General features: G+C 63.5%; 21 protein-coding genes. 15 read left to right on the top strand and 6 right to left on the bottom strand.

All coding sequences use genetic code 11. From position 1 onward, the window contains the following. The first annotated feature begins 109 nt into the window (after window positions 1–109). From AB7A72_RS18330 to AB7A72_RS18320, 3 genes are all read left to right on the top strand, one after another. Window positions 110–1,618 carry a S41 family peptidase gene (locus tag AB7A72_RS18330; protein WP_239809242.1) on the top strand — a complete coding sequence of 503 codons (1,509 nt, stop codon included), beginning with the start codon at window positions 110–112 and terminating at the stop codon, window positions 1,616–1,618. A 78-nt stretch (window positions 1,619–1,696) separates the two neighbouring features. Continuing rightward, window positions 1,697–2,452, top strand: a complete 756-nt coding sequence (locus AB7A72_RS18325; protein ID WP_369460770.1) for a HesA/MoeB/ThiF family protein — start codon at window positions 1,697–1,699, stop codon at window positions 2,450–2,452. Window positions 2,453–2,605: 153 nt separating this feature from the next. Continuing rightward, complete coding sequence (locus tag AB7A72_RS18320; protein WP_239809244.1) at window positions 2,606–2,992, top strand: response regulator; 387 nt, start codon at window positions 2,606–2,608, stop codon at window positions 2,990–2,992. A 76-nt stretch (window positions 2,993–3,068) separates the two neighbouring features. On the opposite strand, the gene AB7A72_RS18315 is transcribed toward AB7A72_RS18320, so the two are convergent. Next, on the bottom strand, window positions 3,069–3,701 hold the full coding sequence (locus AB7A72_RS18315; RefSeq protein WP_021026242.1) for a response regulator: 633 nt from the start codon (window positions 3,699–3,701) through the stop codon (window positions 3,069–3,071). Between the two features lie 109 nt (window positions 3,702–3,810). Between AB7A72_RS18315 and AB7A72_RS18310 the strand changes: the two genes are divergently transcribed. From AB7A72_RS18310 to AB7A72_RS18290, 5 genes are all read left to right on the top strand, one after another. Further along, the gene (locus AB7A72_RS18310; protein ID WP_239809245.1) at window positions 3,811–5,148 is read left to right on the top strand and encodes a sensor histidine kinase; all 1,338 of its coding nucleotides are present in this window, start codon (window positions 3,811–3,813) and stop codon (window positions 5,146–5,148) included. Window positions 5,149–5,410: 262 nt separating this feature from the next. Continuing rightward, window positions 5,411–5,572 carry a DUF1328 domain-containing protein gene (locus AB7A72_RS18305; RefSeq protein WP_021026244.1) on the top strand — a complete coding sequence of 54 codons (162 nt, stop codon included), beginning with the start codon at window positions 5,411–5,413 and terminating at the stop codon, window positions 5,570–5,572. A gap of 111 nt (window positions 5,573–5,683) precedes the next feature. After that, window positions 5,684–6,070 carry a hypothetical protein gene (locus AB7A72_RS18300; RefSeq protein ID WP_239809246.1) on the top strand — a complete coding sequence of 129 codons (387 nt, stop codon included), beginning with the start codon at window positions 5,684–5,686 and terminating at the stop codon, window positions 6,068–6,070. Window positions 6,071–6,163: 93 nt separating this feature from the next. Then, window positions 6,164–6,484: a BON domain-containing protein gene (locus AB7A72_RS18295; protein ID WP_239809247.1), complete on the top strand. Its 321-nt coding sequence runs from the start codon at window positions 6,164–6,166 to the stop codon at window positions 6,482–6,484. A 124-nt stretch (window positions 6,485–6,608) separates the two neighbouring features. Further along, window positions 6,609–7,733: a zinc-binding metallopeptidase family protein gene (locus AB7A72_RS18290; protein WP_312527612.1), complete on the top strand. Its 1,125-nt coding sequence runs from the start codon at window positions 6,609–6,611 to the stop codon at window positions 7,731–7,733. Window positions 7,734–7,747: 14 nt separating this feature from the next. On the opposite strand, the gene coaD is transcribed toward AB7A72_RS18290, so the two are convergent. The 4 genes from coaD to AB7A72_RS18270 form a co-directional block, all read right to left on the bottom strand. After that, window positions 7,748–8,245, bottom strand: a complete 498-nt coding sequence (gene coaD, locus AB7A72_RS18285; protein ID WP_239809249.1) for a pantetheine-phosphate adenylyltransferase — start codon at window positions 8,243–8,245, stop codon at window positions 7,748–7,750. 105 nt (window positions 8,246–8,350) lie between these two features. Beyond that, a complete protein-coding gene (rsmD, locus tag AB7A72_RS18280; RefSeq protein WP_239809250.1) occupies window positions 8,351–9,055 on the bottom strand; it encodes a 16S rRNA (guanine(966)-N(2))-methyltransferase RsmD in 705 nt (234 codons plus the stop codon). Further along, window positions 9,055–10,398, bottom strand: a complete 1,344-nt coding sequence (locus AB7A72_RS18275; protein ID WP_369460769.1) for a M16 family metallopeptidase — start codon at window positions 10,396–10,398, stop codon at window positions 9,055–9,057. The genes rsmD and AB7A72_RS18275 overlap by 1 nt, the downstream gene beginning before the upstream one ends. A gap of 102 nt (window positions 10,399–10,500) precedes the next feature. Further along, window positions 10,501–11,946, bottom strand: coding sequence for a M16 family metallopeptidase (locus AB7A72_RS18270; protein WP_239809252.1), 1,446 nt, complete (start codon window positions 11,944–11,946; stop codon window positions 10,501–10,503). 28 nt (window positions 11,947–11,974) lie between these two features. Here AB7A72_RS18270 and ftsY point away from each other — a divergent pair, with 28 nt between their 5' ends. The 3 genes from ftsY (at window position 11,975) to AB7A72_RS18255 (ending at window position 17,400) form a co-directional block, all read left to right on the top strand. Continuing rightward, window positions 11,975–13,189 (top strand): signal recognition particle-docking protein FtsY, encoded by a 1,215-nt coding sequence (ftsY, locus tag AB7A72_RS18265; protein WP_369460768.1) that lies wholly within the window; start codon window positions 11,975–11,977, stop codon window positions 13,187–13,189. Between the two features lie 152 nt (window positions 13,190–13,341). Further along, window positions 13,342–16,527 (top strand): metallophosphoesterase family protein, encoded by a 3,186-nt coding sequence (locus AB7A72_RS18260; protein ID WP_369460767.1) that lies wholly within the window; start codon window positions 13,342–13,344, stop codon window positions 16,525–16,527. A gap of 93 nt (window positions 16,528–16,620) precedes the next feature. Next, window positions 16,621–17,400: a DeoR/GlpR family DNA-binding transcription regulator gene (locus tag AB7A72_RS18255; RefSeq protein WP_312527603.1), complete on the top strand. Its 780-nt coding sequence runs from the start codon at window positions 16,621–16,623 to the stop codon at window positions 17,398–17,400. Between the two features lie 30 nt (window positions 17,401–17,430). Here the strand turns inward: AB7A72_RS18255 and cutA are convergent, their stop codons facing one another. Continuing rightward, window positions 17,431–17,778: a divalent-cation tolerance protein CutA gene (gene cutA / locus AB7A72_RS18250; protein WP_239809256.1), complete on the bottom strand. Its 348-nt coding sequence runs from the start codon at window positions 17,776–17,778 to the stop codon at window positions 17,431–17,433. A gap of 349 nt (window positions 17,779–18,127) precedes the next feature. On the opposite strand from cutA, the gene rpoH reads away from it, so the two are divergent. The 4 genes from rpoH to AB7A72_RS18230 all read left to right on the top strand — a co-directional run bounded on the left by rpoH (window position 18,128) and on the right by AB7A72_RS18230 (window position 21,958). Continuing rightward, window positions 18,128–19,105, top strand: a complete 978-nt coding sequence (rpoH, locus tag AB7A72_RS18245; RefSeq protein WP_394680901.1) for an RNA polymerase sigma factor RpoH — start codon at window positions 18,128–18,130, stop codon at window positions 19,103–19,105. 162 nt (window positions 19,106–19,267) lie between these two features. Then, window positions 19,268–20,239 (top strand): Bug family tripartite tricarboxylate transporter substrate binding protein, encoded by a 972-nt coding sequence (locus tag AB7A72_RS18240; RefSeq protein ID WP_373450014.1) that lies wholly within the window; start codon window positions 19,268–19,270, stop codon window positions 20,237–20,239. Further along, the gene (locus tag AB7A72_RS18235; RefSeq protein ID WP_369460766.1) at window positions 20,236–20,991 is read left to right on the top strand and encodes a sterol desaturase family protein; all 756 of its coding nucleotides are present in this window, start codon (window positions 20,236–20,238) and stop codon (window positions 20,989–20,991) included. The genes AB7A72_RS18240 and AB7A72_RS18235 overlap by 4 nt, the downstream gene beginning before the upstream one ends. A 10-nt stretch (window positions 20,992–21,001) precedes the next feature. Next, window positions 21,002–21,958 carry a fatty acid desaturase gene (locus tag AB7A72_RS18230; RefSeq protein ID WP_312527600.1) on the top strand — a complete coding sequence of 319 codons (957 nt, stop codon included), beginning with the start codon at window positions 21,002–21,004 and terminating at the stop codon, window positions 21,956–21,958. Window positions 21,959–21,960 lie beyond the last annotated feature (2 nt).

The following is a 21,960-nucleotide window of genomic DNA, read 5'->3' as shown; positions in this document are numbered from 1 at the left end:
GGCGGCTAGCGAAAGTAAATACTTGTCTTAACACCCGAAAAGCGCTGCTGCGCCGCACCGGCGCAGGCGCTTGGGTGTATATTGGCACGCTATAGAAAGTTGTGAGCATATGGGCCAAAAATTGAAGATTGCCGGCTGGGTTTCACTGGGCGTGGTGGCTGGCGCGCTCACGACCGTCTCCTTGCAGACGGTCGCAAGGGGCGTGATGTCGCCGATGCCGCTGGAAGAGATCCAGCAGCTGTCGGCCGTTTTCGGCCTGATCAAGACCGACTATGTCGAGCCAGCCGATGACAAGAAACTCATCACCGATGCCATCTCCGGCATGGTGTCCGGGCTCGATCCCCACTCGCAGTACTTCGACAAGAAGTCGTTCCGTGAATTTCAGGAAGGCACCAGCGGCAAGTTCGTCGGTGTCGGCATCGAGATCACCCAGGAAGACGGCCTGATCCGCATCGTCTCCCCGATCGAAGGCTCGCCTGCTGACCTGGCCGGCCTCAAGACCAACGACCTGATCACCAAGATCGACGACACGGCAGTCAAGGGACTGTCGCTCAACGATGCGGTCAAACGCATGCGTGGCGAGCCCAACACCAAGGTGGTGCTGACGATTCTGCGCAAGGACGAGAGCCGCAGCTTCCCGGTGACGATCACCCGCACCGAGATCAAGACCCAGTCCGTCAAGGCCAAGATGATCGAGCCGGGCTACGGCTGGGTGCGCGTCTCCCAGTTCCAGGAACGCACGGTCGATGACTTTGTACGCAAGGTCGAAGACCTGTACAAGCAGGACCCGAACCTCAAGGGCCTGGTGCTGGACCTGCGCAATGACCCCGGTGGCCTGCTGGACGCGGCCGTGGCGATCTCGGCAGCCTTCCTGCAGCCGAATGTGACCGTGGTGACCACCGACGGCCAGCTGGCCGAGAGCAAGGCGATCTTCCGCGCCTCGCCCGAGTTCTATGCGCGCCGTGGCAGCGATCCGATCAAGTCGCTGCCTGCGGCGATCAAGAACATTCCGCTGGTGGTGCTGGTCAATGAAGGCTCGGCATCGGCCTCCGAGATCGTCTCGGGCGCGCTGCAGGACCACAAGCGCGCCACGATCATGGGCGCGCAGACCTTCGGCAAGGGCTCGGTGCAGACCGTGCGTCCCCTGGGCCCGGACACCGGCATCAAGCTGACGACGGCGCGCTACTACACCCCGAGTGGCAAGTCGATCCAGGCCAAGGGCATCGTGCCGGACATCATGGTCGACGAGTCGGCAGAAGGCGACCTGTTTGCCGCGCTGCGCACCCGCGAAGCAGATCTGGAAAAGCACCTGTCCAGCGGCCAGGGCCCTGAAGTAAAGGACGAGGCCCGCGAGAAAGCCCGTGAAGCGGCGTTGAAGCGCCTGGACGAAGAGAGCAAGAAGCCCGCCTCCGAGCGCCGCCCGCCCGAGTTCGGCTCGGACAAGGACTTCCAGCTGCAGCAGGCACTGCACCAGCTCAAGGGTGAGCCGGTGAAGGTCAGCCAGACCAAGACCGAGCGCCCCGCCGAGAAAAAGGACGAGGAGAAGACCAGCGCTACCGACAAGCCCGAATCGTCGACCGACGACACGAAGCTGCCGGCAACGGAGCCCAAGAAGTAAAGCCCGTTTTTAAGCTGCATCAAAAGGCCGCCAGCAGAGTTCCTGCTGCGGCCTTTGTTTTTTTCAGACAATAGCCCCATGAACGATGAGCAACTCTTGCGCTACTCTCGCCATATTTTTCTGGACGAGATCGGCATTGAAGGCCAGGAGGCCATTCTGGCCGCGCACGCGGTGGTGATCGGCGCAGGCGGCCTGGGCAGCCCGGCGGCCATGTACCTGGCCTCAGCCGGTGTGGGACGCATCACCCTGGTCGATGACGACACCGTCGACCTGACCAATTTGCAGCGCCAGATTGCCCATACCACCGAGCGCGTGGGACAGTCCAAGGTCAGCTCCTGCGCCGCCACGCTGCAGGCGATCAATCCGCATGTCCAGGTCATGGCGCTGCAGGAGCGTGTCGGTGAAGAGCGGCTGCAGGCCCTGGTCGCCAGTGCGACCGTGGTGCTGGACTGCACGGACAACTACCGCACGCGCCAGGCCATCAATGCGGCCTGTGTGGCACAGGGCAAACCGCTGGTGAGCGGGGCGGCGATCCGCTTTGACGGCCAGATCAGCGTATTCGACAGGCGCCACGAAGGCGCCGCCTGCTACGCCTGCCTGTTCTCCCCGGACGAACAGTTCGAGGAGGCCAGCTGCTCCACGATGGGGGTGTTTGCACCGCTGGTGGGCATCATTGGCACGATGCAGGCCGCCGAGGCGCTCAAGCTCGTGGCTGGCGTGGGGCGCAGCCTGAACGGGCGGCTGATGATGCTCGAGCTCAAGGACATGGAATGGAGCAGCATGCAGGTCGCCCGCAACCCCCAGTGCCCAGTCTGCGGCCAGGCCGACCATTGATATCCCGCTTTGTTATTTGTTTTTTATATATTATTATAGATAAATATTAAACCTACGAGGTCTTGTCCTACTTACGCCATCCTTTCAGACCGATGGTTTCACCACGGCTTGTTGCTATCATCGTTACGGTAAGACACACCCGTGTAGCCGTATATGCATCGCCGTTTGAAAACATATCTGGTAGAAGACAACAAGACCATCCGCGACAACCTGATAGCCACACTAGAGGATCTGGCACAGGTGGAGACCGTGGGGCATGCCAGCACCGAAACCGACGCCACGACCTGGCTGACCAACCCGGCCACCGACTGGGATCTGGCCGTGATCGACATTTTTTTGCTGGAAGGCAGCGGCCTGGGTGTGCTCGAAAAGCTCCAGGAGCGGGCGCCACACCAGCACCTGGTGATTCTCAGCAACTATGCGACGCCGAGCATGCGTGAGCGCTGCGCGCAGCTGGGCGCCAACCGGGTGTTCGACAAATCGGAAGATATTGACGCGCTGATCGACTACTGCGTTGAGCGCACATCCCAGCTGCAGTGAGCGTCTGATGTTGCCCTGCTGGCCATCACAAAAAAGCGGCCTGGGCAGGCCGCTGGTCTTGCGAAAGTGGGCGCATTCAGTCGATCAGACCGTTCTTCAATGCGTAGTAGGTCAGGTCGCTGTTCGACGCCAGTCCCATCTTCTCCATCAAACGCGTGCGGTAGGTGCTCACCGTCTTGACGCTGAGCGACAGCTGGTCGGCAATATTGCCCGCTGTCTCACCCTTGGCCAGCTTCAAGAACACCTGAAACTCGCGCTCGGACAGCTGCTCATGCGGAGGCGCATCCTCCTTGCGGTGCAATTGCTGGGCCAACAGGTCGGCGACGGCCGGCGTCAGATAGCGTTTGCCCAGCGAGATCGTGCGCAGCGCCTCGACAATCTCCGACGGGTCGCATTCCTTGTTCAGGTAGCCGCTGGCCCCTTGCCGGATCAGGTTGATCGCATAGTGGGCTTCAGGGTAGCCGCTCAGGATCAGAATGCCCATGTCGGGCGCCTTGGCGCGCAACATCGCCAGCGCATCGATACCGCTTTGCCCGGGCATCGACAGATCCATGATCAGAACGTCGATCTCTTCCTTGCGCACCAGATCGATGGCTTCCCGTCCATTGGCCGCCTCTCCGACGACACGCAGATCGACATGTTCGGCCAGAAATTGCTTGAGGCCCGAGCGCACAATGGCGTGATCATCGACGATACCAACTTTAATCATATTTCCCCTCATGCAGCGCAAACCGCAGCACTTGCCAGTCGCAAGCGCTGCCCGAAGTTTGCTCTATTATCACTCGCATAAACCAAAAACCATCAAAAAAGGAAGCTCCATGCGTTGGTCACGCTTGCGCAAATGGGCGATCAGTCTGCCAGCCGCCTTTTTGGCTGCTGCCGTGCTGATCGGCATCAACGAGGCTGGTTATTACCGGTCCCATGACTCGCTGCAGAACCTCACGGTCACCTACCAGACCCGCACCACCTTGGACAAGCTGATGCAGCAGGTGGTGGATGCGGAAACCCATGCACGCGGTTACCTGCTCAGCGGTGAAGAGAGCAACCTCATGGCCTACCAGCAGGCCTGCACGAACGTCAACAATGCCGTCGATGAACTGCGCGCCATCTACAGCGTGTTCCCCGAAGACCTGCAGACCTCATCGATGCTGGGACGGGAAGTCGCCAAGCGCCTCAGCCAGATGGATACCAGCATCTCGCTGCGCCGTCAGGGGCTTGAAGAGGCCTGGCGCTTTCTGGTCAAAAGCCCCGAAGCCCAGGCCACGATGGACAGCATGCGCAAGCTCAGCAATGAGCTGGTGATCCACAGCAACGAGAGGCGCATGCACAACGAGGCCGAGATCCTGAAATCGCTGACCCTGGCGCGGCTGGGAATCGCGATGGTCAGTGTCGTGGGCCTGCTGGCGTTCTACCTGTACCTGCGCCAATCGAACCGCCTCACCGGTCTGATGCTGCGCGAGCAACGCATGCTCGAAGACGAGCGCGATCAGCTGGAGAAACAGGTGCGCCAGCGCACGGCCACGTTGGGCGAGCTCGCCACCCACCTGCAGCAGGTGCGTGAAGACGAGCGCGCCCACCTGGCCCGCGAACTGCACGACGAGCTGGGCGCGTTGCTGACCACGGCCAAGCTCGACGTGGCGCGGCTCAAGTCCAAGATCGACATGGCAGCGCCCGATGTGCAGGAACGTATCAAGCACCTGATCGAGACACTCAACAGCGGCATTGCCTTGAAGCGCCGCATCATCGAAAACCTGCGCCCGTCATCGCTGTCCAACCTGGGCTTGACCGCGTCGCTGGAGATTCTGGCCAAGGAGTTCTCCGAAAGCAGCAACGTCGCCGTCGAGCTGAGCCTCGAGCCGATCAATGTGCCCGAAGCGATGCAACTGAGCATCTACCGCCTGATCCAGGAATCGCTCACCAACATTGCCAAATACGCGCAGGCGCGCAACGTGCTCATCAGCCTGCAGAGCCACCCCAAGCATGTTTTCGTGCAAGTGCGCGATGACGGCGTGGGCTTCGACCCCAGCCAGGCCCATCCCAACTCGCACGGTCTGGCCGGCATGCGCCACCGCATCGAAGCCAGCGGCGGACGGCTGCACATCGCCTCCGCGCCCCAGCAGGGAACCACCATCTCGGCCAACCTGCCGCAGAACTGATGGGGTGGGCAGCCCTTTTGCCCCCTTCCCCGCGGCGCCAGAAGCCGCCTCCACTAAAGCACAGTCCACGCAGGGGCCGCCGACAGGCGGCCCTTGCTGCATGCGGCTGCGCAGCTGCCGCGTTGCCGCAGCGGGCACGCGACAGCGGGAACCGTCCTACACCTGTTCTTCGCACCTGCTGGCAAGACGGCCTGCGGGCAGCAGCCAGAATGCAGTCATTGCTCGCACCTTCTTGCACAGCAAACAACATGAGGAGAAAAATATGCTGCATTACGCTGTTGTCTTTCTGGTCATCGCCCTGATCGCCGCTGTGTTCGGCTTCGGTGGTATCGCGGCCAGCGCGGTGGGCATTGCGAAGATTCTGTTTGTGATCTTTATCGTGTTGGCCGTGGCGTCGTTCCTGATGGGATTGTTGAAAAAGTAGCGCTTTGACAACCCTTGAACCTGTGCTCACCACCAGATACATTTAATCGGTACGCGCAGGTCAACGTACACTGCAACATCTTCATTGAACATCATAGAAAGAGGCTATTTCATGGATACCGAAAAAATTGCCAAAGACGCTGTGGACAAAGTAAAAGACACTGCCAATGACGTGCTGGACGGCGCTGAAAAGGCTGTCGACAACACCCGTCGTGCGGTCAAGTCCGCTGCCAACAAGGCCGAGCGTGCTGTCGATGAATACGGTCATGAAAAGAGCCACTCGATCGACCATATTGCCTCTCGCGCTCAAGACTGGGCAGAGCGCGGCATTGGCCTGGCGGCTGACTCGTCGCACCGTGCCCGTGAGCAGTTCTACCGTGCACAAGAGCGTGCCAACGAATATGTCTCGGACCAGCCGGGCAAGTCGATGGCCATCGCGATGGCAGCCGGTGCTGCACTGGCCACGCTGGTCATCATGGCGACCCGCCGTCGCGACTGATTTCAAGTATCTGTCGGCATATAACGGATAAGTGCGGTGCAAATGCCGATCGATTTTCAAGCACCCTAACAACACTTTGCGAGGAAACAAAAAATGAAACTCTCCCGTACTATCGCTATCGCTGCTTTTGCTGGTGCAACCCTGGTGATGGCCACTGGCTGCTCCGTGGCTCGCAAGCAGGAAACCGTGGGTGAATACATCGACGGCTCCGCTGTGACCACCGCTGTCAAGGCCAAGCTGGCCGAAGACAAGGAAACCTCCGCCAGCTCGATCAATGTGAAGACCATGGACGGCGGCATCGTGCAACTGTCCGGTTTCGCCAAGTCCCAACTGGAAAAGGACCGCGCGGGCCAGATCGCTCGCGGCGTGAAGGGCGTGACCGAAGTGCGCAACAGCCTGATCGTCAAGCAGTAAGCTTCGCGACCCGACTGCAAAAACCAGCTGGCCCAGGCCCGCTGGTTTTTTTTCGCCTGTGCACGAGCGATCGTCTGACTGGCTGGTCATGGTCAATCGCGCAGCGATGCGTTAAGCTTGACCGATGCGCCTGTTCCATTGCGACCAATGCGGTCAACTGGTTTTTTTCGAGAGCGTGCACTGTGTCAACTGCGGCGCAGCGTTGGCCTATCTGCCTGACTGCGACGATGTGGGGGCCATGGCTGCACTCGACTCCGATACGCCCACGCCCGTGCCGGGCCCTTTGTGGCAACGAATCACCTCAAGAGCGGGCAGCAGCGGCCAGCGCTACCGCATGTGTGCCAACCGGGACCAGTACCAGGCCTGCAATTTTGCGATTCCGGCCGATGCGCCCCATAGCCTGTGCAGCTCCTGCCGGCAAACCCTGGTGCTGCCTGATCTCTCCGTCAGCGGCAACACCTTGCGCTGGCAAAAGCTAGAAAGCGCCAAACGCCGGCTTTACTACACGTTGGCGCGCCTTGGCCTGCATCCTGATGAACCCAGCTGGACCCCCCATTACCAGTTCCTCGCCGATGTGCCGGACCAGCCTGTGGTCACCGGCCATGCCAACGGTCTGATCACCATCAACATTGCCGAGGCCGACGACGACGAACGCGTGCGCCGCCGTGTGGCGCTGCACGAACCCTACCGCACCTTGCTGGGGCACCTGCGCCATGAATCGGGCCATTTCTTCTGGGACAAGCTGGTGCGCGATGGCGGAGAGCTGGACAGCTTCCGCCAGCTGTTTGGCGACGAGCGCCAAAGCTATCCGCAGTCTTTGCAGCACTACTATGCGAACCCACCCAGCTATATGCAGTGGAGCGGCCAGCACGTCAGTGCCTATGCCAGCGCCCACCCCTGGGAAGACTGGGCAGAATCCTGGGCACATTATCTGCATATGGTCGATGTGCTGGAGACCGCAGCGAGCTACCAGACGCGGATGACGATGGCCGAGGGCAGCCCTTCGGTGTCGATGGGGGATCCGTTTGTCCAGCCAGCGCCCAGTTTTGAAGACATGGTGGCGCAGTGGGTGCCGGTCACCCTGCTGCTCAACAGCCTCAACCGCAGCCTGGGCCAGCAGGATGCATATCCGTTCGCGCTGTCCGCAGGCGCTCTGGAAAAACTGCGGTACGTGCATGAGATTGTGCGGCGCCCGCACCCGCTGCACAGTGCGCCGGTGCATGCACTGGCGCAGTCCTCCGAGGGCTGACCAGCGCTGCCGGATCAGGCCTCTTCTGCCCGGCGCTGCGTCACCTTGCGCTGCAGCTCCTGCGCGACATAAGGAGAGACGAACTTGTCAACCTCGCCGCTGAGCATCGCGATTTCGCGCACAAAGGTGCTGCTGATGAACTGGTAGCGGGTGCTGGGGGTCAGAAACACGGCTTCCACATCGGGCATCAGCGAGCGGTTCATGCCGGCCAGCTGGAACTCGTAGTCGAAATCGGTGACTGCACGCAAGCCGCGCACGATCGCATTGCCGCCTTGGGCCACAACAAAATCGCGCAGCAGGCCTGAATAGCTCTCGACCCGTACGCTGGGGTAATGCTTGACCGCCTCGCGCGCCATGTCCATCCGCTCCTTGAGCGTGAACATGGTCTTCTTGTGGTGGCCCTCGGCCACGGCCACGATCACGTTGCCGAACAGCTGGTAGGCCCTGCGCACCACATCCTCGTGGCCCAGGGTCATCGGGTCGAACGTGCCTGGGTAGATGGCCAATGTCATGTATGTCTCCTGCAAAGCATCATCGTCGTGCCAACAGCCCTGGCACATTGCAGTGCAGCATAAACCATTCCGCCACGGCCCTGCTACCGCGCAGGCATTCCCGCTCTAGCCCTGCTGCGCCTCGGCTTTCTTCAACAGGTGCGCATGCACGGCGCCTGCCTTCAGGTAGCGATGGCACACCAGCCCGAGCGCGGCCAAGGCCTCCTCGCTCCAGGCCTCCGGCGCCTCCAGGTAGATGTAGCCCTGGGCGGTCACCGCTGCATGCGCCGCCTTGAGCGCCGGCACAAACAGCTGGCCGGAGAACGGGGGGTCGATAAAGACCAGATCCCAGTGCGCCTGGTAGGCCTGCAGCGCTGCCAGTGCGTCGCCCCGGCTCACCTCCACCTGTGTGGCACCCAGCTTTTGCGCCAGCTGCTTGATCTGCGCGGCCAGTTGCACATCGGACTCGACCATGCGCACCTGGCTGGCGTTGCGCGAAGCGGCCTCCAGCCCGAGCGCGCCGGTGCCGGCAAAGGCATCCAGGCAGCGCCAGCCGGCCAGGTCTTGGCCCAGCCAGTTGAACAGCGTTTCGCGCACACGGTCCGGCGTTGGCCGCAGATCGGGGCGGGTCAGCACCGCCAGCTTGGTGCGGCGCCATTGGCCGCCGATGATACGGATCTCTCCGGCCGCAGATGCTGCGACGCGGGAGGCATTCCCGGCGTTGCCGCGCTTGCGGGCGGGCGCCGCGTCGGCAGCGGTCTCTGCAGCAGCGGCTGCTTTTTGCACCAGCGCGCGCAGCGCACTCTCGCTTTTGATGGCACTGCGTCCCATTATGGTTTTGCTCCCAACACCACGGTCACTTGCTTGTCGGGCTGCACCATGCGCGCCATGGCCTTGCGCACATCGTCCGCACTGAGCGCCTCGACGCGGTCGGTCCAGTGGTCCAGGTAGTCCAGCGGCAGGCCATTCCAGGCGATATTGGTCACATTGCCCAGCAGCTTGGCATTGCTGTCCACGCGCAGCGCAAAGCCGCCAATCAGGTTGTCCTTGGCATCGCGCAGCTCCTGCTCGGTGGGGCCCTTGGCGATGAACTGGCTCAGCACCTCACGTGTGACCTTGAGCGCCTCGGCCGCCTGGTCTGGCCGCGTCTGCAGACCGATCTGGAAGGCACCGGCATCCAGCCCCGGGTTGAACGTCGAATACACGCCATACACGAGGCCTCGCTTCTCGCGCACCTCCTCCATCAGGCGCGAGGCAAACCCGCCGCCGCCCAGAATATGGTTGCCCACCATGACCGCCAGAAAATCCGGATCGGCGCGGCGGATGCCGGGCTGGCCCAACAGCACCTGGGCCTGGGCGGAGTCAAACGCGATTTTCACGTCATCGGCCTTGGCCAGCGGCTGCACTGCGGGCACCTCGGCCGGTGCAGCGCACTGCGCCTTGGGCGTGGCCGGCATCTGGGCCAGCAGGCGCTTGACCAGCGCATCGGCCTGGGCCTTGTCCAACGCGCCCACCAGGGTCACCTTGGCGCGGCAGGCATCGACCGAGCGCGCCAGGTACTGCTGCATCACCGCCGGGCTGATCTGGGCCAGCGTGTCTTCGGTGGCGCGCAGCCCATAAGGATGGCTGCCAAACACGGCCTTGTTGAAGGCACGGCCGGCGACGACGGCGGGGCGGGTATTGCCCTCCTTGATCGCCGCATTCCAGCGCTCGCGCTCGCGTTGCCAGACAGCATCGTCATAGCTGGGCTGGGCCATCTGGCGCGCCGCCAAGTCGGCAGCACGGTTCAGCAGGCTGCTGTCGGTCAGCGACCGCAGCGAAAAGGTCAGCGCATCGCTGCTGGCACCCGCGCCAAAGCTGGCACCCAGATCGGCCCAGGCCTCGCCGACAGCGTTTTCGTCCAGCGCAGGCGCACTGCCCTGGGCTTTGACACCCTTGGACGCCATCATGGCCGCAGCGCTGGCCAGGCCGGCCTGGTTGGCCGGATCGCGCCGGCTGCCGGCATCAAAGTTCAGCTGCACATCCACCATCGGGATGGTGGGGCTGTTGACCAGCCAGACCTGGGCGCCGCTGTCCTGCGTCCAGTGTTCGATGGGCAGCAAGGCCCAGGCCGAATGGGAGGCCAGCAAGGCTGCCGCGCCGCCGACCAGTGTTTTGCAAAAAGAGGTTCGCATGGGTATCTCTGCTAGCCAGGGCCGCCTGCCATGGGCAGCAGGCCCTGAGAAAAACAATCGGTGGCGGGCGCCTCAAGCACGGCACCCGCCACCGGGTTCCGGTCAGTGCACCGCACCATCCTTGGTCGCCGCGCCGCTGCGCTTCTGGGCGGCCCGGTCCGCATCGGTCAGCGGCTGGGGCACCAGGGTCGCGACCGTCATCTGGTCATCGCCAAAATAGCGCGCTGCCACCGATTGCACCTGCGCAGCCGTCACCGTTTTCATCAGCGCCAGCAGCTTGTCATTGGCATCCAGCGGCAGGCCCAGCACCCAGTTGGAGCCCAGGTCATTGGCCTGGCCAAAGACCGAGTCGCGTTCATAGACGGTCGAGGCCTGCCACTGCGTGCGCACCCGCTCCAGTTCGGCCTCGCCCACCCCTTCGCTGGCAACCCGGGCCACTTCGGCACGCAAGGCCGTCTCTACCTCTTTGGCGGTCTTGCCCTGCGATGGCACACCGCCCAGCAAGAAGGTGGAAGGCCCCCGGTTGACCACGCTGGCACCGCTGAAGGTGGCATCGGCCACACGGTTGGCGCCCTGGGTCAGTTGCCGGTCCAGGCGCGCGCCGTCATAGCCGCTGAGGACGGACCCGAGCATCAACAGCGCCATCGCATCCTTGTCGCTGTCCTTGGGCTCGACCAGGTTGCGCAGGTCAGGCACCTTGAAGCTCATCACCACATAGGCCTGCTCGGCAGGCGCCTTGTAGTCGAGACGGCGCTCGCCCTTTTGCAGCGGCTCGGGCCGGGGCTTGCGCTCGGGCAGCGCACGGCTGGGAATGCTGCCATAGTACTTTTCGGCCAGCGCACGCACCTTGTCCACATCGACATCGCCGGCGACGACGACGACGGCGTTCTCCGGCACATACCAGGCCTTATGGAAAGCACGGGCATCATCGGGGTGCATGGAATCGAGGTCGCCCATCCAGCCAATCACCGGGCGGTGGTAGGGCGAGGCCTGCCAGGTCGCGGCATTGAGCTGCTCCATCAGGCTGGCACGCGGGTTGTCATCGGTGCGCATGCGGCGCTCTTCCTTGATGACCTCGATCTCTTTCTTGAACTCGCTGTCAGGCCACTGGTTGTTGGCAAAGCGGTCCGACTCCAGGCGCATCACGTCTTCGAGCTTGCCGGACGGGATCTGCTGGTAGTAGCCGGTGTAGTCGCGGTTGGTGAAGGCATTGTCCTGCCCGCCCAGCGCCGCGACCTTGCGCGAGAAATCGCCAGGCGCCACCGTGGCCGTGCCCTTGAACATCATGTGTTCCAGCGCATGGGCCAGGCCCGAGCGGCCATCGACCTCGTCCATCGAGCCCACACGCACCCAGACCATGTGCACGGCCGTCGGCGCGCGCTTGTCTGGCTGTACGATCAGGCCCATGCCGTTGGACAGGGTGAACTGCTGGGCACCGGCAGAATTGGAGGCAATGGCAGCGCTGGAGACCGGCGGCGCGGCCAGCGCTGAAGAAGCCCCAGCGCCCAGGGAGGCCATCAAGGCCAGCAAAATGGTGGAACGTTTCATAAAATAGGCTGATTCTACGTAGCGCACAATGTTCAGTTTTTTCAAGAAAAAATCTCCCGCTGCCGACGCAGCCCCCAGCCCTTCCGCCGCCGAGCCAGTGCCTGCGCCCGCTCCGCTGGCCGGCACCCCGGCGCCCGCACCCCAGGTGCCCAGTGCGCCGGTGGCCCCTGTCCCCCCTGTGGCGGCGGAGCCCGCCAAGACGGGCTGGCTGCGTGGCCTGGGCATGGGCGGCAAGGCCGCAGCCCCGGCACCCACGGCTGCAGAAACGGTAACAAAAACCCCATCTGCACAAGCCCCGCAGGCGCCGATAGCTCCTATCACTATAGCACCCGAGGTTCCCAGCAGCCGCGACAGCTGGATGGGCCGCCTGAAGAACGGGCTGCGCAAAACCGGCTCCAGCATTGCGACGGTTTTCACCGGCACCAAGATCGACGAACAGCTCTACGAAGAGCTGGAAGAGGCCCTGCTGATGGCCGATACCGGCGTCAAGGCGACCCAGCACCTGCTGGACGACCTCAGGCAGCGCGTCAAGGACAGCAAGACCACCGACCCGGCCGCCGTCAAGGAACTGCTGGCCAGCGCGCTGGCCGACCTGCTGGCACCGCTGGAAAAGCCGCTGGTCATCGGTGAGCACAGCCCCACGGTCATCATGGTGGCCGGTGTCAATGGCGCCGGCAAGACCACCTCGATCGGCAAACTGACCAAGCACCTGGCCGATGCCGGCCAGAGCGTGCTGCTGGCGGCGGCCGACACCTTCCGCGCTGCGGCGCGCGAGCAGCTCGGTGTCTGGGCCACCCGCAACACGGTCGAGATCATCAGCCAGGAAGGGGGCGACCCCGCTGCCGTCAGCTTTGATGCGGTGACCGCCGGCAAGGCCCGGAGCAAGGATGTCGTGCTGGTGGATACCGCCGGCCGCCTGCCCACCCAGTTGCACCTGATGGAAGAGCTCAAGAAGATCAAGCGCGTTGTCACCAAGGCCGATGGCAGCGCGCCGCACGAAGTGCTGCTGGTCATCGATGGCAACACCGGCCAGAACGCGCTCAACCAGGTGCGGGCCTTTGACGATGCCCTGCAGCTGACGGGCCTCATCGTCACCAAGCTCGATGGCACGGCCAAGGGCGGCGTGCTGGCGGCCATTGCGCAGGAGCGCCCCATCCCCGTGTACTTCATCGGCGTCGGCGAAAAGGTCGAAGACCTGGAGACCTTCAGCGCCAAGGAATTTGCGCAGGCCCTGCTGGCCTGATCGCCACACCGGCCCTCCCCCGTGCAGCCCCGCTCTGCCAAGCGGGGCTTTTTCTGGGCTGAGTCATTGTAGTTTCATGCAATCTTGTTATTTTTTGCAATTCCTGGTGAAGACATGCTTTCACCACATCGGCCTTGAAGGCAGGAGGTTTCATGAAAATAGCAAGCGTGCGGCAGCTGTGTGCCGCCGGGCTCTGGGCCATCAGCGGGTTGGCGCTGGCCCAGACGGTGGTGTTCAGCGAGAACTTTGATGCAGCGGGCGCCGATGCGCCTGCCGGCCTGGGCACAGCAGCGCCCGCCGGCTGGACGCTGCGGCTGGAGAATGCCGAGACAGTGGCCACCAGCGGCCGCTCGACCGCGGCCAAACTGCCCTGGCTGGGCTGGAAGTTCGTCACGCCCAGCTACTGGACCACCCAGGTCTCGGGCGGTGAGCGTGCCAAGTTGACCAAGGCCAGCGGCAAGATCGCCGTGGCCGAATCGGATGGCCTGCGGCCCACCAGCGGTCAGTACTTCAGCACCGTGATGGAGAGCCCCGGCATTGCGGTCCAGGGCGGCGGCAGCTACACGCTGGCCTTTCTCAACCATTTCCAGATGGGCTCGACGAAGAAGGAGAGCATCAGGGTCGAGGCGGTCTTTGATGACAGCAGCGTCCAGACCCTGTTGAATGAGACCAGCGCCTCGCGGCTGAACCAGGCCGAGAGCCTGGCCTTCAGCGTCCCGGCCGGCGCCAAGAGTGTCAGCCTGCGCTTCAGCTACCTGAACACCGACAACAATTGGTACTGGGGCCTCGATGATGTGGTGCTGACCCGCACCAGCAGCGAGCCGCCCAAGCCCTTTGATCCTGCGAGGCTGCCCAGCACGGCCACAGCACCGGCACTGAGCGTCGGCCCCACGTTGCAAAACCCCGGCCCCGACCACATGGCCGTGATGCTCGAGACCAGCGAATCCGCCCCCACCATCTGGTGGCGGCTGGCCGGCAGCACGGGGCCTTACACCTTGCTGCCCGCCAAGAACCCGGTCGGCGACTTTGCCGACAGCAGCATCTTCTTTGCCGACATCACCGGTCTGCAGTCCAACACACTCTATGAGTACGCGGTGGTGACAGGTACCAGCGCAGCACCCAAGCTGGCAGGCCCTTTCCAGTTCAAGACCTGGCCACGCGAAGGCGATGGCGTCGCCAGCGCCAAGTTCGCCGTAGTCTCGGACACCCAGGATGGCCTGGCCAACCGCCTCAAGAACATCACCCAGGGCATCATCAACAACGACTGCGCAGGCGTAGCCGCCCAATGCGCGCAGAACCTGGCCGGCTTCATGGTGCCGGGTGACCTGGTCGGATCGGGCGGCACACGCAGCAACTGGAAGGACCAGTTCTTCGGACCGCTGGCCGCCATCACCGCTTACGTGCCGCTGATTCCCGCGCCAGGCAACCACGAATATTTTGGTGGAGAACAAGCCAGCGCTGGCGCTGAAAAAAGCTGGGCCAAGACCTACCGCAAGTACTTCAACCGCATGCCTGCCAATGGCTCGGAGAAGCACCCGCTGCACTGGTACCAGCTGGACTACCTGGGCATGCGCATTGTCGGCAGCGACTTCAACCCCGCCTCGGCCATGCACAACACCGGGGGATGGAGCAGCTATGACAACGGCCGCGGGCTCTTCCGCGCCGACTACATGCAGGAGCACCTGAACTGGTTCACCGGCCTGATGGCCCAGACCCGTGTGGACAAGAAGCCCTATATGGTGCTGCTCAACCACCACCCCTGCCTGAGCGAAAAATGGCGCCAGGGCGAGGTAATGGCCACCTGCGATTTCATTGCGCAGATGGAAGACTATGGCCGCACGACCGGGGCCATCACGGCCAACCTGAACGGCCATGTGCACTTCTATGAGCGCGGCAATTCGATGAACAGCCGCCATCTCTGGCTGAACGTGGCCTCTGGCAGTGGCGCGCTCGAAGGCGCCAAGCAAAGCGATGACAGCGATCTGGACGTCATCGCCAACACCAAACTCAGCTTTGGCTATGGCACCTTGGAAGCCAGCTTTGGCAGCGCCACCCCGGCCATGACCTGGAAGCGCTACGACCTGGGCGCCGCCACCACCAGCAGCACGCCGGACGACAGCATCGCCATCACCAGCCAGGCCTGGTCCCTGAAGCCGGAGCTGGTCCAGGCCAAGCTGGGCAAGGTCGATCCGGCCCGTCTGCAGCTGGCCTACCGCCCAGTGGCCGGGCCAGCGCTCTACGAAGCGCAGTGGCAGGTCTCCAAGGACCCGCAATTTGCCGCCGGCCAGCCGGTCTACGACGTCTGGGGCAATGACACCCGCAGCGAAAACTGGACCTACCTGAACGGCGTGCGCACCAATACGCAAAAGGATGCCGACATCGCCACCCTGCCGCTGGGCCAGCTGCTGGCCAACCCCCAGCGCCTCTACCCCAATGTGGCGGCCAACACTGCGCGAGGCAAGCTGACGGGCGCGATCATTGCAGGCGGTAACAGCCTGCGTGACCGCTGGAGCTGCGGCTACAAGTGGGACGAAGACGGTGACAGCGGTGCCGAGCGCCAGGGCGGCCGCCAGTGCTATGCGCAGCTGCTGCAGGCCGGTGGCAGCAAGGGCTCGGCCTGGGACCCCTTCCAGGGCCAGCCAGCGCAGGTGCTGCAGCTGGGCCAGGATGAACGCTGGTACTGGCGGGTCCGCGTGCGCGATACCCATCTGAACTGGTCCGGCTGGAGCGTGACCGGCTCTTTCGAGCTGGGCAACCCCGCGCCTGAGCCCGAGCCTCCCGTGCAGGACCTGATCGACACCGGCCTGCCCAGCCCCGGCGGCCACCTGCCCGCGATGAACCTGAACATCCAGGCCGCCACCCGCTGCGACCAATCCAACGCCAGCGTCAGCGCCGTGCCCGCCGGCCTGCTGCCCGCCGGCCTGCTGCCCGCCGGCCTGCAAGCTGCTAGCGGCCTGCTGTCCTTCACGCTATCGGGATGCGACCACGCAGGCTTCAGCGCCCAGGTCCGCCTGGAGCTGCCCGCCGGCCTGCCCGCCAACAGCCGGGTCATGAAGGTGCATACCGCGAGCAACGGCCAGCGGACGGTCAGCGAGATCACCGGCGCCAGCATTGCCGGGGGCGCCGTCCGCTACACCGTGACCGACGGTGGCCCGCTGGACGAAGACGGGGTGGTCAACGGCGCCATTGTCGATCCGGTGCTGGTCGCGGTGCCCGCCGACATCGTGGTGCCCCCGGTGCCGGCCGCCCAGCCGGTGCCCGCCAACCAGCCTCTGGCATTGCTGCTGGCCTCACTGCTGTTGATCGCAATGGCTGTGGCCGCAAGGCGCCACCGCTGAATGGACCACCGGCCCCAGCACGTATCTGCCGGGGCCGGTGTTGCACAATAGCGCGGGCTGCCCGAGCAGCCTGCCCCCGAAGGAAACGCATCCATGCTGCAAGAAGACCGCTTCGTCCGCATCCAATCGCTGCTCGCCTCGATCGACCGGCTCAGCACCGAAAGACTCATTCAGGACATGCAGGTCTCGCGCGAAACGGTGCGCCAGGACTTGCTGGCGCTCGAGTCCATGGGCCTGGTGCGGCGCGTGCATGGCGGCGTTGCCCGTGTCACACAGGACGAGCCCCCGTTTGTTCAGCGCCAGGCGTTGCGCGTGGCAGAAAAGCGCGCGATTGCGAAGGCGGCGGTCAAGCGCCTGCAGCCGGGCCAGATGGTGTTTATCGATGCGGGCACCACCACCGCCATCCTCGCCGAAGAGCTCCGGCTGATCAGCCGGCTGGTCGTGGTCACCAACTCCATCACCGTCGCCCTGAAGCTGGCAGGCACCCAGGCCCCGTCAGACACAGCCCAGGGCATGCGCGTGGTGCTGCTGGGCGGCGATACCAACCCGGAAATTCCTTGTACCTATGGCCCGGTCACCCTCAACGAGATCCGCCGCTACCGCGCCGATGTCACCCTCATCTCGCCCGTGGGCATCAACGCGCACGATGGCGTGACCTTCGGCAATGAGCAGGAAGCCAGTCTGGCCACCGCGATGGCCGAGCAGTCTTCCTCGCTGCTCGTGCTGGCCGACTACAGCAAGATAGGGCTGCGCAGCCGCTACGCCGTAACCCGCCCTCCTGCCCAGCAGACGCTGGTCACCAATGTCCATGCGGCCAATGCGCCGGCCTTGGCAGCGCTGAGCGCGCAGGGGTTGGACGTGGTCACCGTTTAAGGCTTCACGGCAAGGCCTCGGTTCTGGCCCTCAGGCCTGCACCGGGGTTCCCACCTCGGCTGCCACCCAGGCTGCATAGGCGGGACTGGCAGGGCCATCCCCCCACAGCCATTGCGGCAGTGCATAGGGATGCAGGGGCACCAGCAAGCGTTGCAGCGCCGGCAGACTGCGGGGTGTGGTCTTCCAGGTGATGCGCCATTCATCGCCCTGCTGCAACTGACCGTCCCACCAGTAGTGCGAATGGATTTTCTCGACCTGCGCGCAAGCGGCGAGCCGGGCATGGACCCCTTCCCGTGCCAACGCATGCGCAGCCGTTTCGCTGTCTACCGTGGTACTGGCCCAGGCCACCAGGTAGTTGCCGTCGGGGCGGGGGTTCATTGCCAACCTGTCCATTTTCAACTCCATGACTTTTATCACATATTAGCCGCTCTAGGGGTGCCATCCAGCGTGGTGGCGCGCGGCAATGCCAGCCGATTCTTCGGCCATTCCTTGGAACTTATCCACAACCTGGCCACTCCAACCGCCCTGAAAGCGCAAACGGGTGTCAGACAGCACCCCGCCCGCCGCGGCTGCCGCCGTAAAGAAACTTGAAGATGCTCAAAAACAGGAGCAACGCCTCCTTCACCGGCGCCGTTTTCAGCGTTGCTTAGCTGAAACTTAACCCCCCGCATAATGCACCGCAGCATCGGAACTCCCACAGCATCTAGGGACTCCTACCGGTGTTACTATGTATCGCATAGACGAAAGGACTTCTAGCGTGACAACTCATTCTGGAGCCGCCATCCCCTCTACCGCACTGGCTCCTGCAAACCCATGGTCGTTGGTACCACCCCTGGGCAATCTGGACGCGTACATCACTGCGGTCAACCGCATCCCCATGCTGACCCCCGAGGAAGAGCTGGGCTATGCGAAGAAACTCAAGGAAAACGGCGATGTCGAGGCCGCAGGCCGCCTGGTGCTCTCGCACCTGCGCCTGGTGGTATCCATTGCCCGCCAGTACATGGGCTACGGCTTGCCGCATGGCGATCTGATCCAGGAAGGCAATGTTGGCCTGATGAAGGCCGTCAAGCGCTTTGACCCCGATCAGGGCGTGCGCCTGGTCAGCTACGCGATGCACTGGATCAAGGCCGAGATCCACGAATATATCCTGAAGAACTGGCGCATGGTCAAGGTGGCAACCACCAAGAGCCAGCGCAAGCTATTCTTCAATCTGCGCTCGATGAAGCAGGGCTTCAAGGCGGAAGCTGGCATGGAAGACGGTGCTATGCAGCGCGAGACGCTCTCCGAGAGCGAAATCGATGCGATGGCCGCGCATCTGAATGTCAAGCGCGAAGACGTGATCGAGATGGAAACCCGCTTGTCGGGCGGTGATGTGCTGCTCGACCCCAGCCCTTCCGATGACGGCGAGCAAGCCTACGGTCCCATCGCCTATCTGGCTGATGCATCGCATGAGCCGACCGCGATGATCGAATCGCGCCAGCGCGATTACCTGGCTACCGATGGTATCCAGGAGGCCCTGGCCACCTTGGACGAGCGCAGCCGCCACATTGTGGAAGAGCGCTGGCTCAAGGTGAACGACGATGGCTCGGGCGGCATGACCTTGCACGACTTGGCTGCGGTTTATGGTGTCAGCGCCGAGCGGATTCGCCAGATCGAATCGGCAGCCATGAAGAAAATGCGCAAGGCATTGGCAGAGTATGCCTAAATAGGCAAAGAATATCTCAAAGGATATATTGATATCCAGAGGGTATTAAATACAATAATTAACGCACAGACCTGTCGGTCTGTGCGTTTTTTTATGCTTGCATGCGACTTGGTGAATGTATAAAGTGCCTGCCGCCACGGTTCATGCGAAACTGGAACTCTTATGACATTTAAATTACCTCGCCGTCTGATGGTGGCCACCCTCGCCGCCCTATGGGCCAGCACCGGCGCGCTGGCAGCGGACAACTGGCCGAGCAAGCCCCTGCATCTGATCGTTGGCTTTCCAGCCGGGTCGTCGCCTGACCTGACTGCCCGCGCGCTGGCAGAGCCGCTGGAAAAAGCGCTGGGCCAACCGATCATCGTCGAGAACAAGGTCGGGGCCGGTGGCAATATCGCCGCCGAATATGTGGCGCGCGCGACCGACGGCTACACCTTCAGCGTGATGATCAACGGCAATATGACGATTGCCAAGCTGCTCAATCCGTCGATCCGCTATGACCCGCTAACCGATCTGCAGCCTGTCGGTCTGATTGGCGTGGCACCGCTGGTGCTGGTGGCGCCGGCCAAGGCGCCCGAGGGCAAGGCCTTCTTCGACGCCGCCACCCAGGCGGGCAGCAGCTGGAGCTATGGCTCGCCCGGCGTAGGCACCATTGGCCACCTGGGCATGGAGCTGCTCAAAAGCCGCGCGAAGATCAAGCCCGAGCACATCCCCTACCCTGGCTACCCCCAGGTGTTCAACGGCATTCAGGGCGGCGACCTGCAGCTGTCGATGCTGCCCCCGGCGCTGGCGATGAACCAGATCCAGGCCGGCAAACTGCGCGGCATTGGCGTGACCTCTGCCGCGCGCAGCCCGCTGGCCCCCGGCCTGCCCAGCCTCAAGGAGCTGGGCATTGCCAACTACGACATGGAAATCTGGAACGCCGTGGCAGCGCCCAAGGCCATGCCCAAGGCCCATGTCGACAAGTTGGCCGCTGCCGTGGGCGAGATCGTGCGCAGCCCCGACATGCGCCAGAAGCTGGCGCTGCAGGGCTGGCAGGCGGTCGGCAGCTCCCCCGAAGGCCTGAAGAACCGCATTGATGCCGATGTGAAGGCGCTGGGCGCCATCATCAAAGAGCAGAACATCCGCGCGCAATGACGGCCGCCCAAGTCTTCTCCGATCTCAGCGCCTGGCAGGTGATGGCCTGGGGCCTCGTGTTCTTCAGCGCGCTGTACCTGATCGGAGGACTGGGCATGACGGCGCTCACCCGCTTTCTGCTAAAGCGTGGCATTGGCCGGGTGCTCGATACCCGGCCGCTCAAGCCCGACCAACTGCGGCGCGAATGGCGCCAATCCTTTCATTCCATCCTGGTGTTTGGCCTGGGCATGGTCGTGCCCTGGGGCTTTGTACAGCTGGGCTGGGCGCATTTCGCCATCGCCCCCAGCGGCTGGCAGATCGCCATCGAGATCTGGGTGCTGCTGATCTGGAACGATGTGCACTTCTGGATCAACCACCGCCTGCTGCACACGCGCTGGTTCAAGCGCTTCCACGGCGACCACCACCGCTCGGTCGTGGTCACGCCCTGGTCGACCTACAGCTTCCACCCGATCGAGGCGATGATGCTGGGCAATGTGATCCTGCTGCCGATGGTGCTGCATGACTTTGCCTTCTGGTCCCTCGCTTCGGTGCCGGTGTTCAGCATCTTCCTCAACGCCGTGGGCCATGCCAATTACGACTTCTTCCCACATGTGGGACCCCGCCACCCGCTCGCTGCCAGCCGCCGGCACCACCTGCACCATGCCCGGCCGGCCGGCAACTATGGCTTTGCGCTGGCCTTCATGGACCGGCTGATGCGCAGCGAAGCCGACCCGCTGCCGCCACGCGCGGCCCCAGGCCGTCCCGCTGCTTGAACCGGTCCGCATGACCCGCGACGACAGCCTGCCCCAGCCCGCCACCGCCTCCCGCAAGCTGCCCCGGCTGCGCCATTGGCGTGACTGGCAATCGCTGCTCTACATGCTGGCGCTGCCGCTGATTGCCGCCTGGCAGTGGCAGCATGGTCTCGTCTGGTGGCTCTACCTGGTCGCGCTGTTTCTGACTCTGGGCATCGGCGTCATCCACCACAACCACACCCATCTGCGCATGTGGACGGGCCCCCACAGCCGCTGGCCCAACCGTGCCACCGACTATGCGCTGACCCTGCTGCAGGGCCACCCCACCTTTGTGTTCTGGCCCGCCCATGTCGGCAACCACCACCGCTACAAACATGGCGAGCAGGACATCGCCCGCACCTACCGCTTTGGGGGCGACACCAACCACCTCTGGGGTTACCTGGTCCATCCGCTGCAGGCGGCCTGGGTGCTGTACCCGCTGTTCATCCGCTGGCTCCGTGGCCTGCGCCAACGGCATCCGGGCGCATTTCGCTACTGCATGGGCCAGTACGCGCTGTGGCTGGGCAGCTGGGCGGTGCTGCTGGCGCTGGACTGGAAAAAGGCGCTGCTCTTCGTCATCGTGCCGCAGCTCCATGGCCTGCACTGGCTGCTGGCCACCAACTACCTGCAACATGCCCATGCCGATGGCCGCAAGCCCCCCAAGCCGGAAAACGATACCGGCAGTGGCATGCTGAACTACGCACGCAATTTTGAGGGCATGGTCAACCCGTTGCTCTTTAATATTGGCCTGCACACCGCCCACCATGAATGCCCGCATGCACACTGGTCGGCGTTGACCCGCCTGCATGCCGATGAATACCGACACCGGGTCCACCCGGTGCTCAATGAGGCAGGCCTGTTGCCGTACATGGCGCGGGTCTTTGTAGGAGGGTTGGTGCGCCGATCGGCCCGCAGCCGGTCGCTGATGCCGCCTATGGAGAAAAAGTAGTC

Source organism: Comamonas sediminis (genome assembly GCF_041107495.1).
In the GTDB taxonomy this organism is placed as follows: Bacteria; Pseudomonadota; Gammaproteobacteria; order Burkholderiales; family Burkholderiaceae_C; genus Comamonas; species Comamonas sediminis.
The sequence above is the reverse complement of the archived record's forward strand: the minus strand, read 5'-3'. Positions and strand labels throughout refer to the sequence as shown.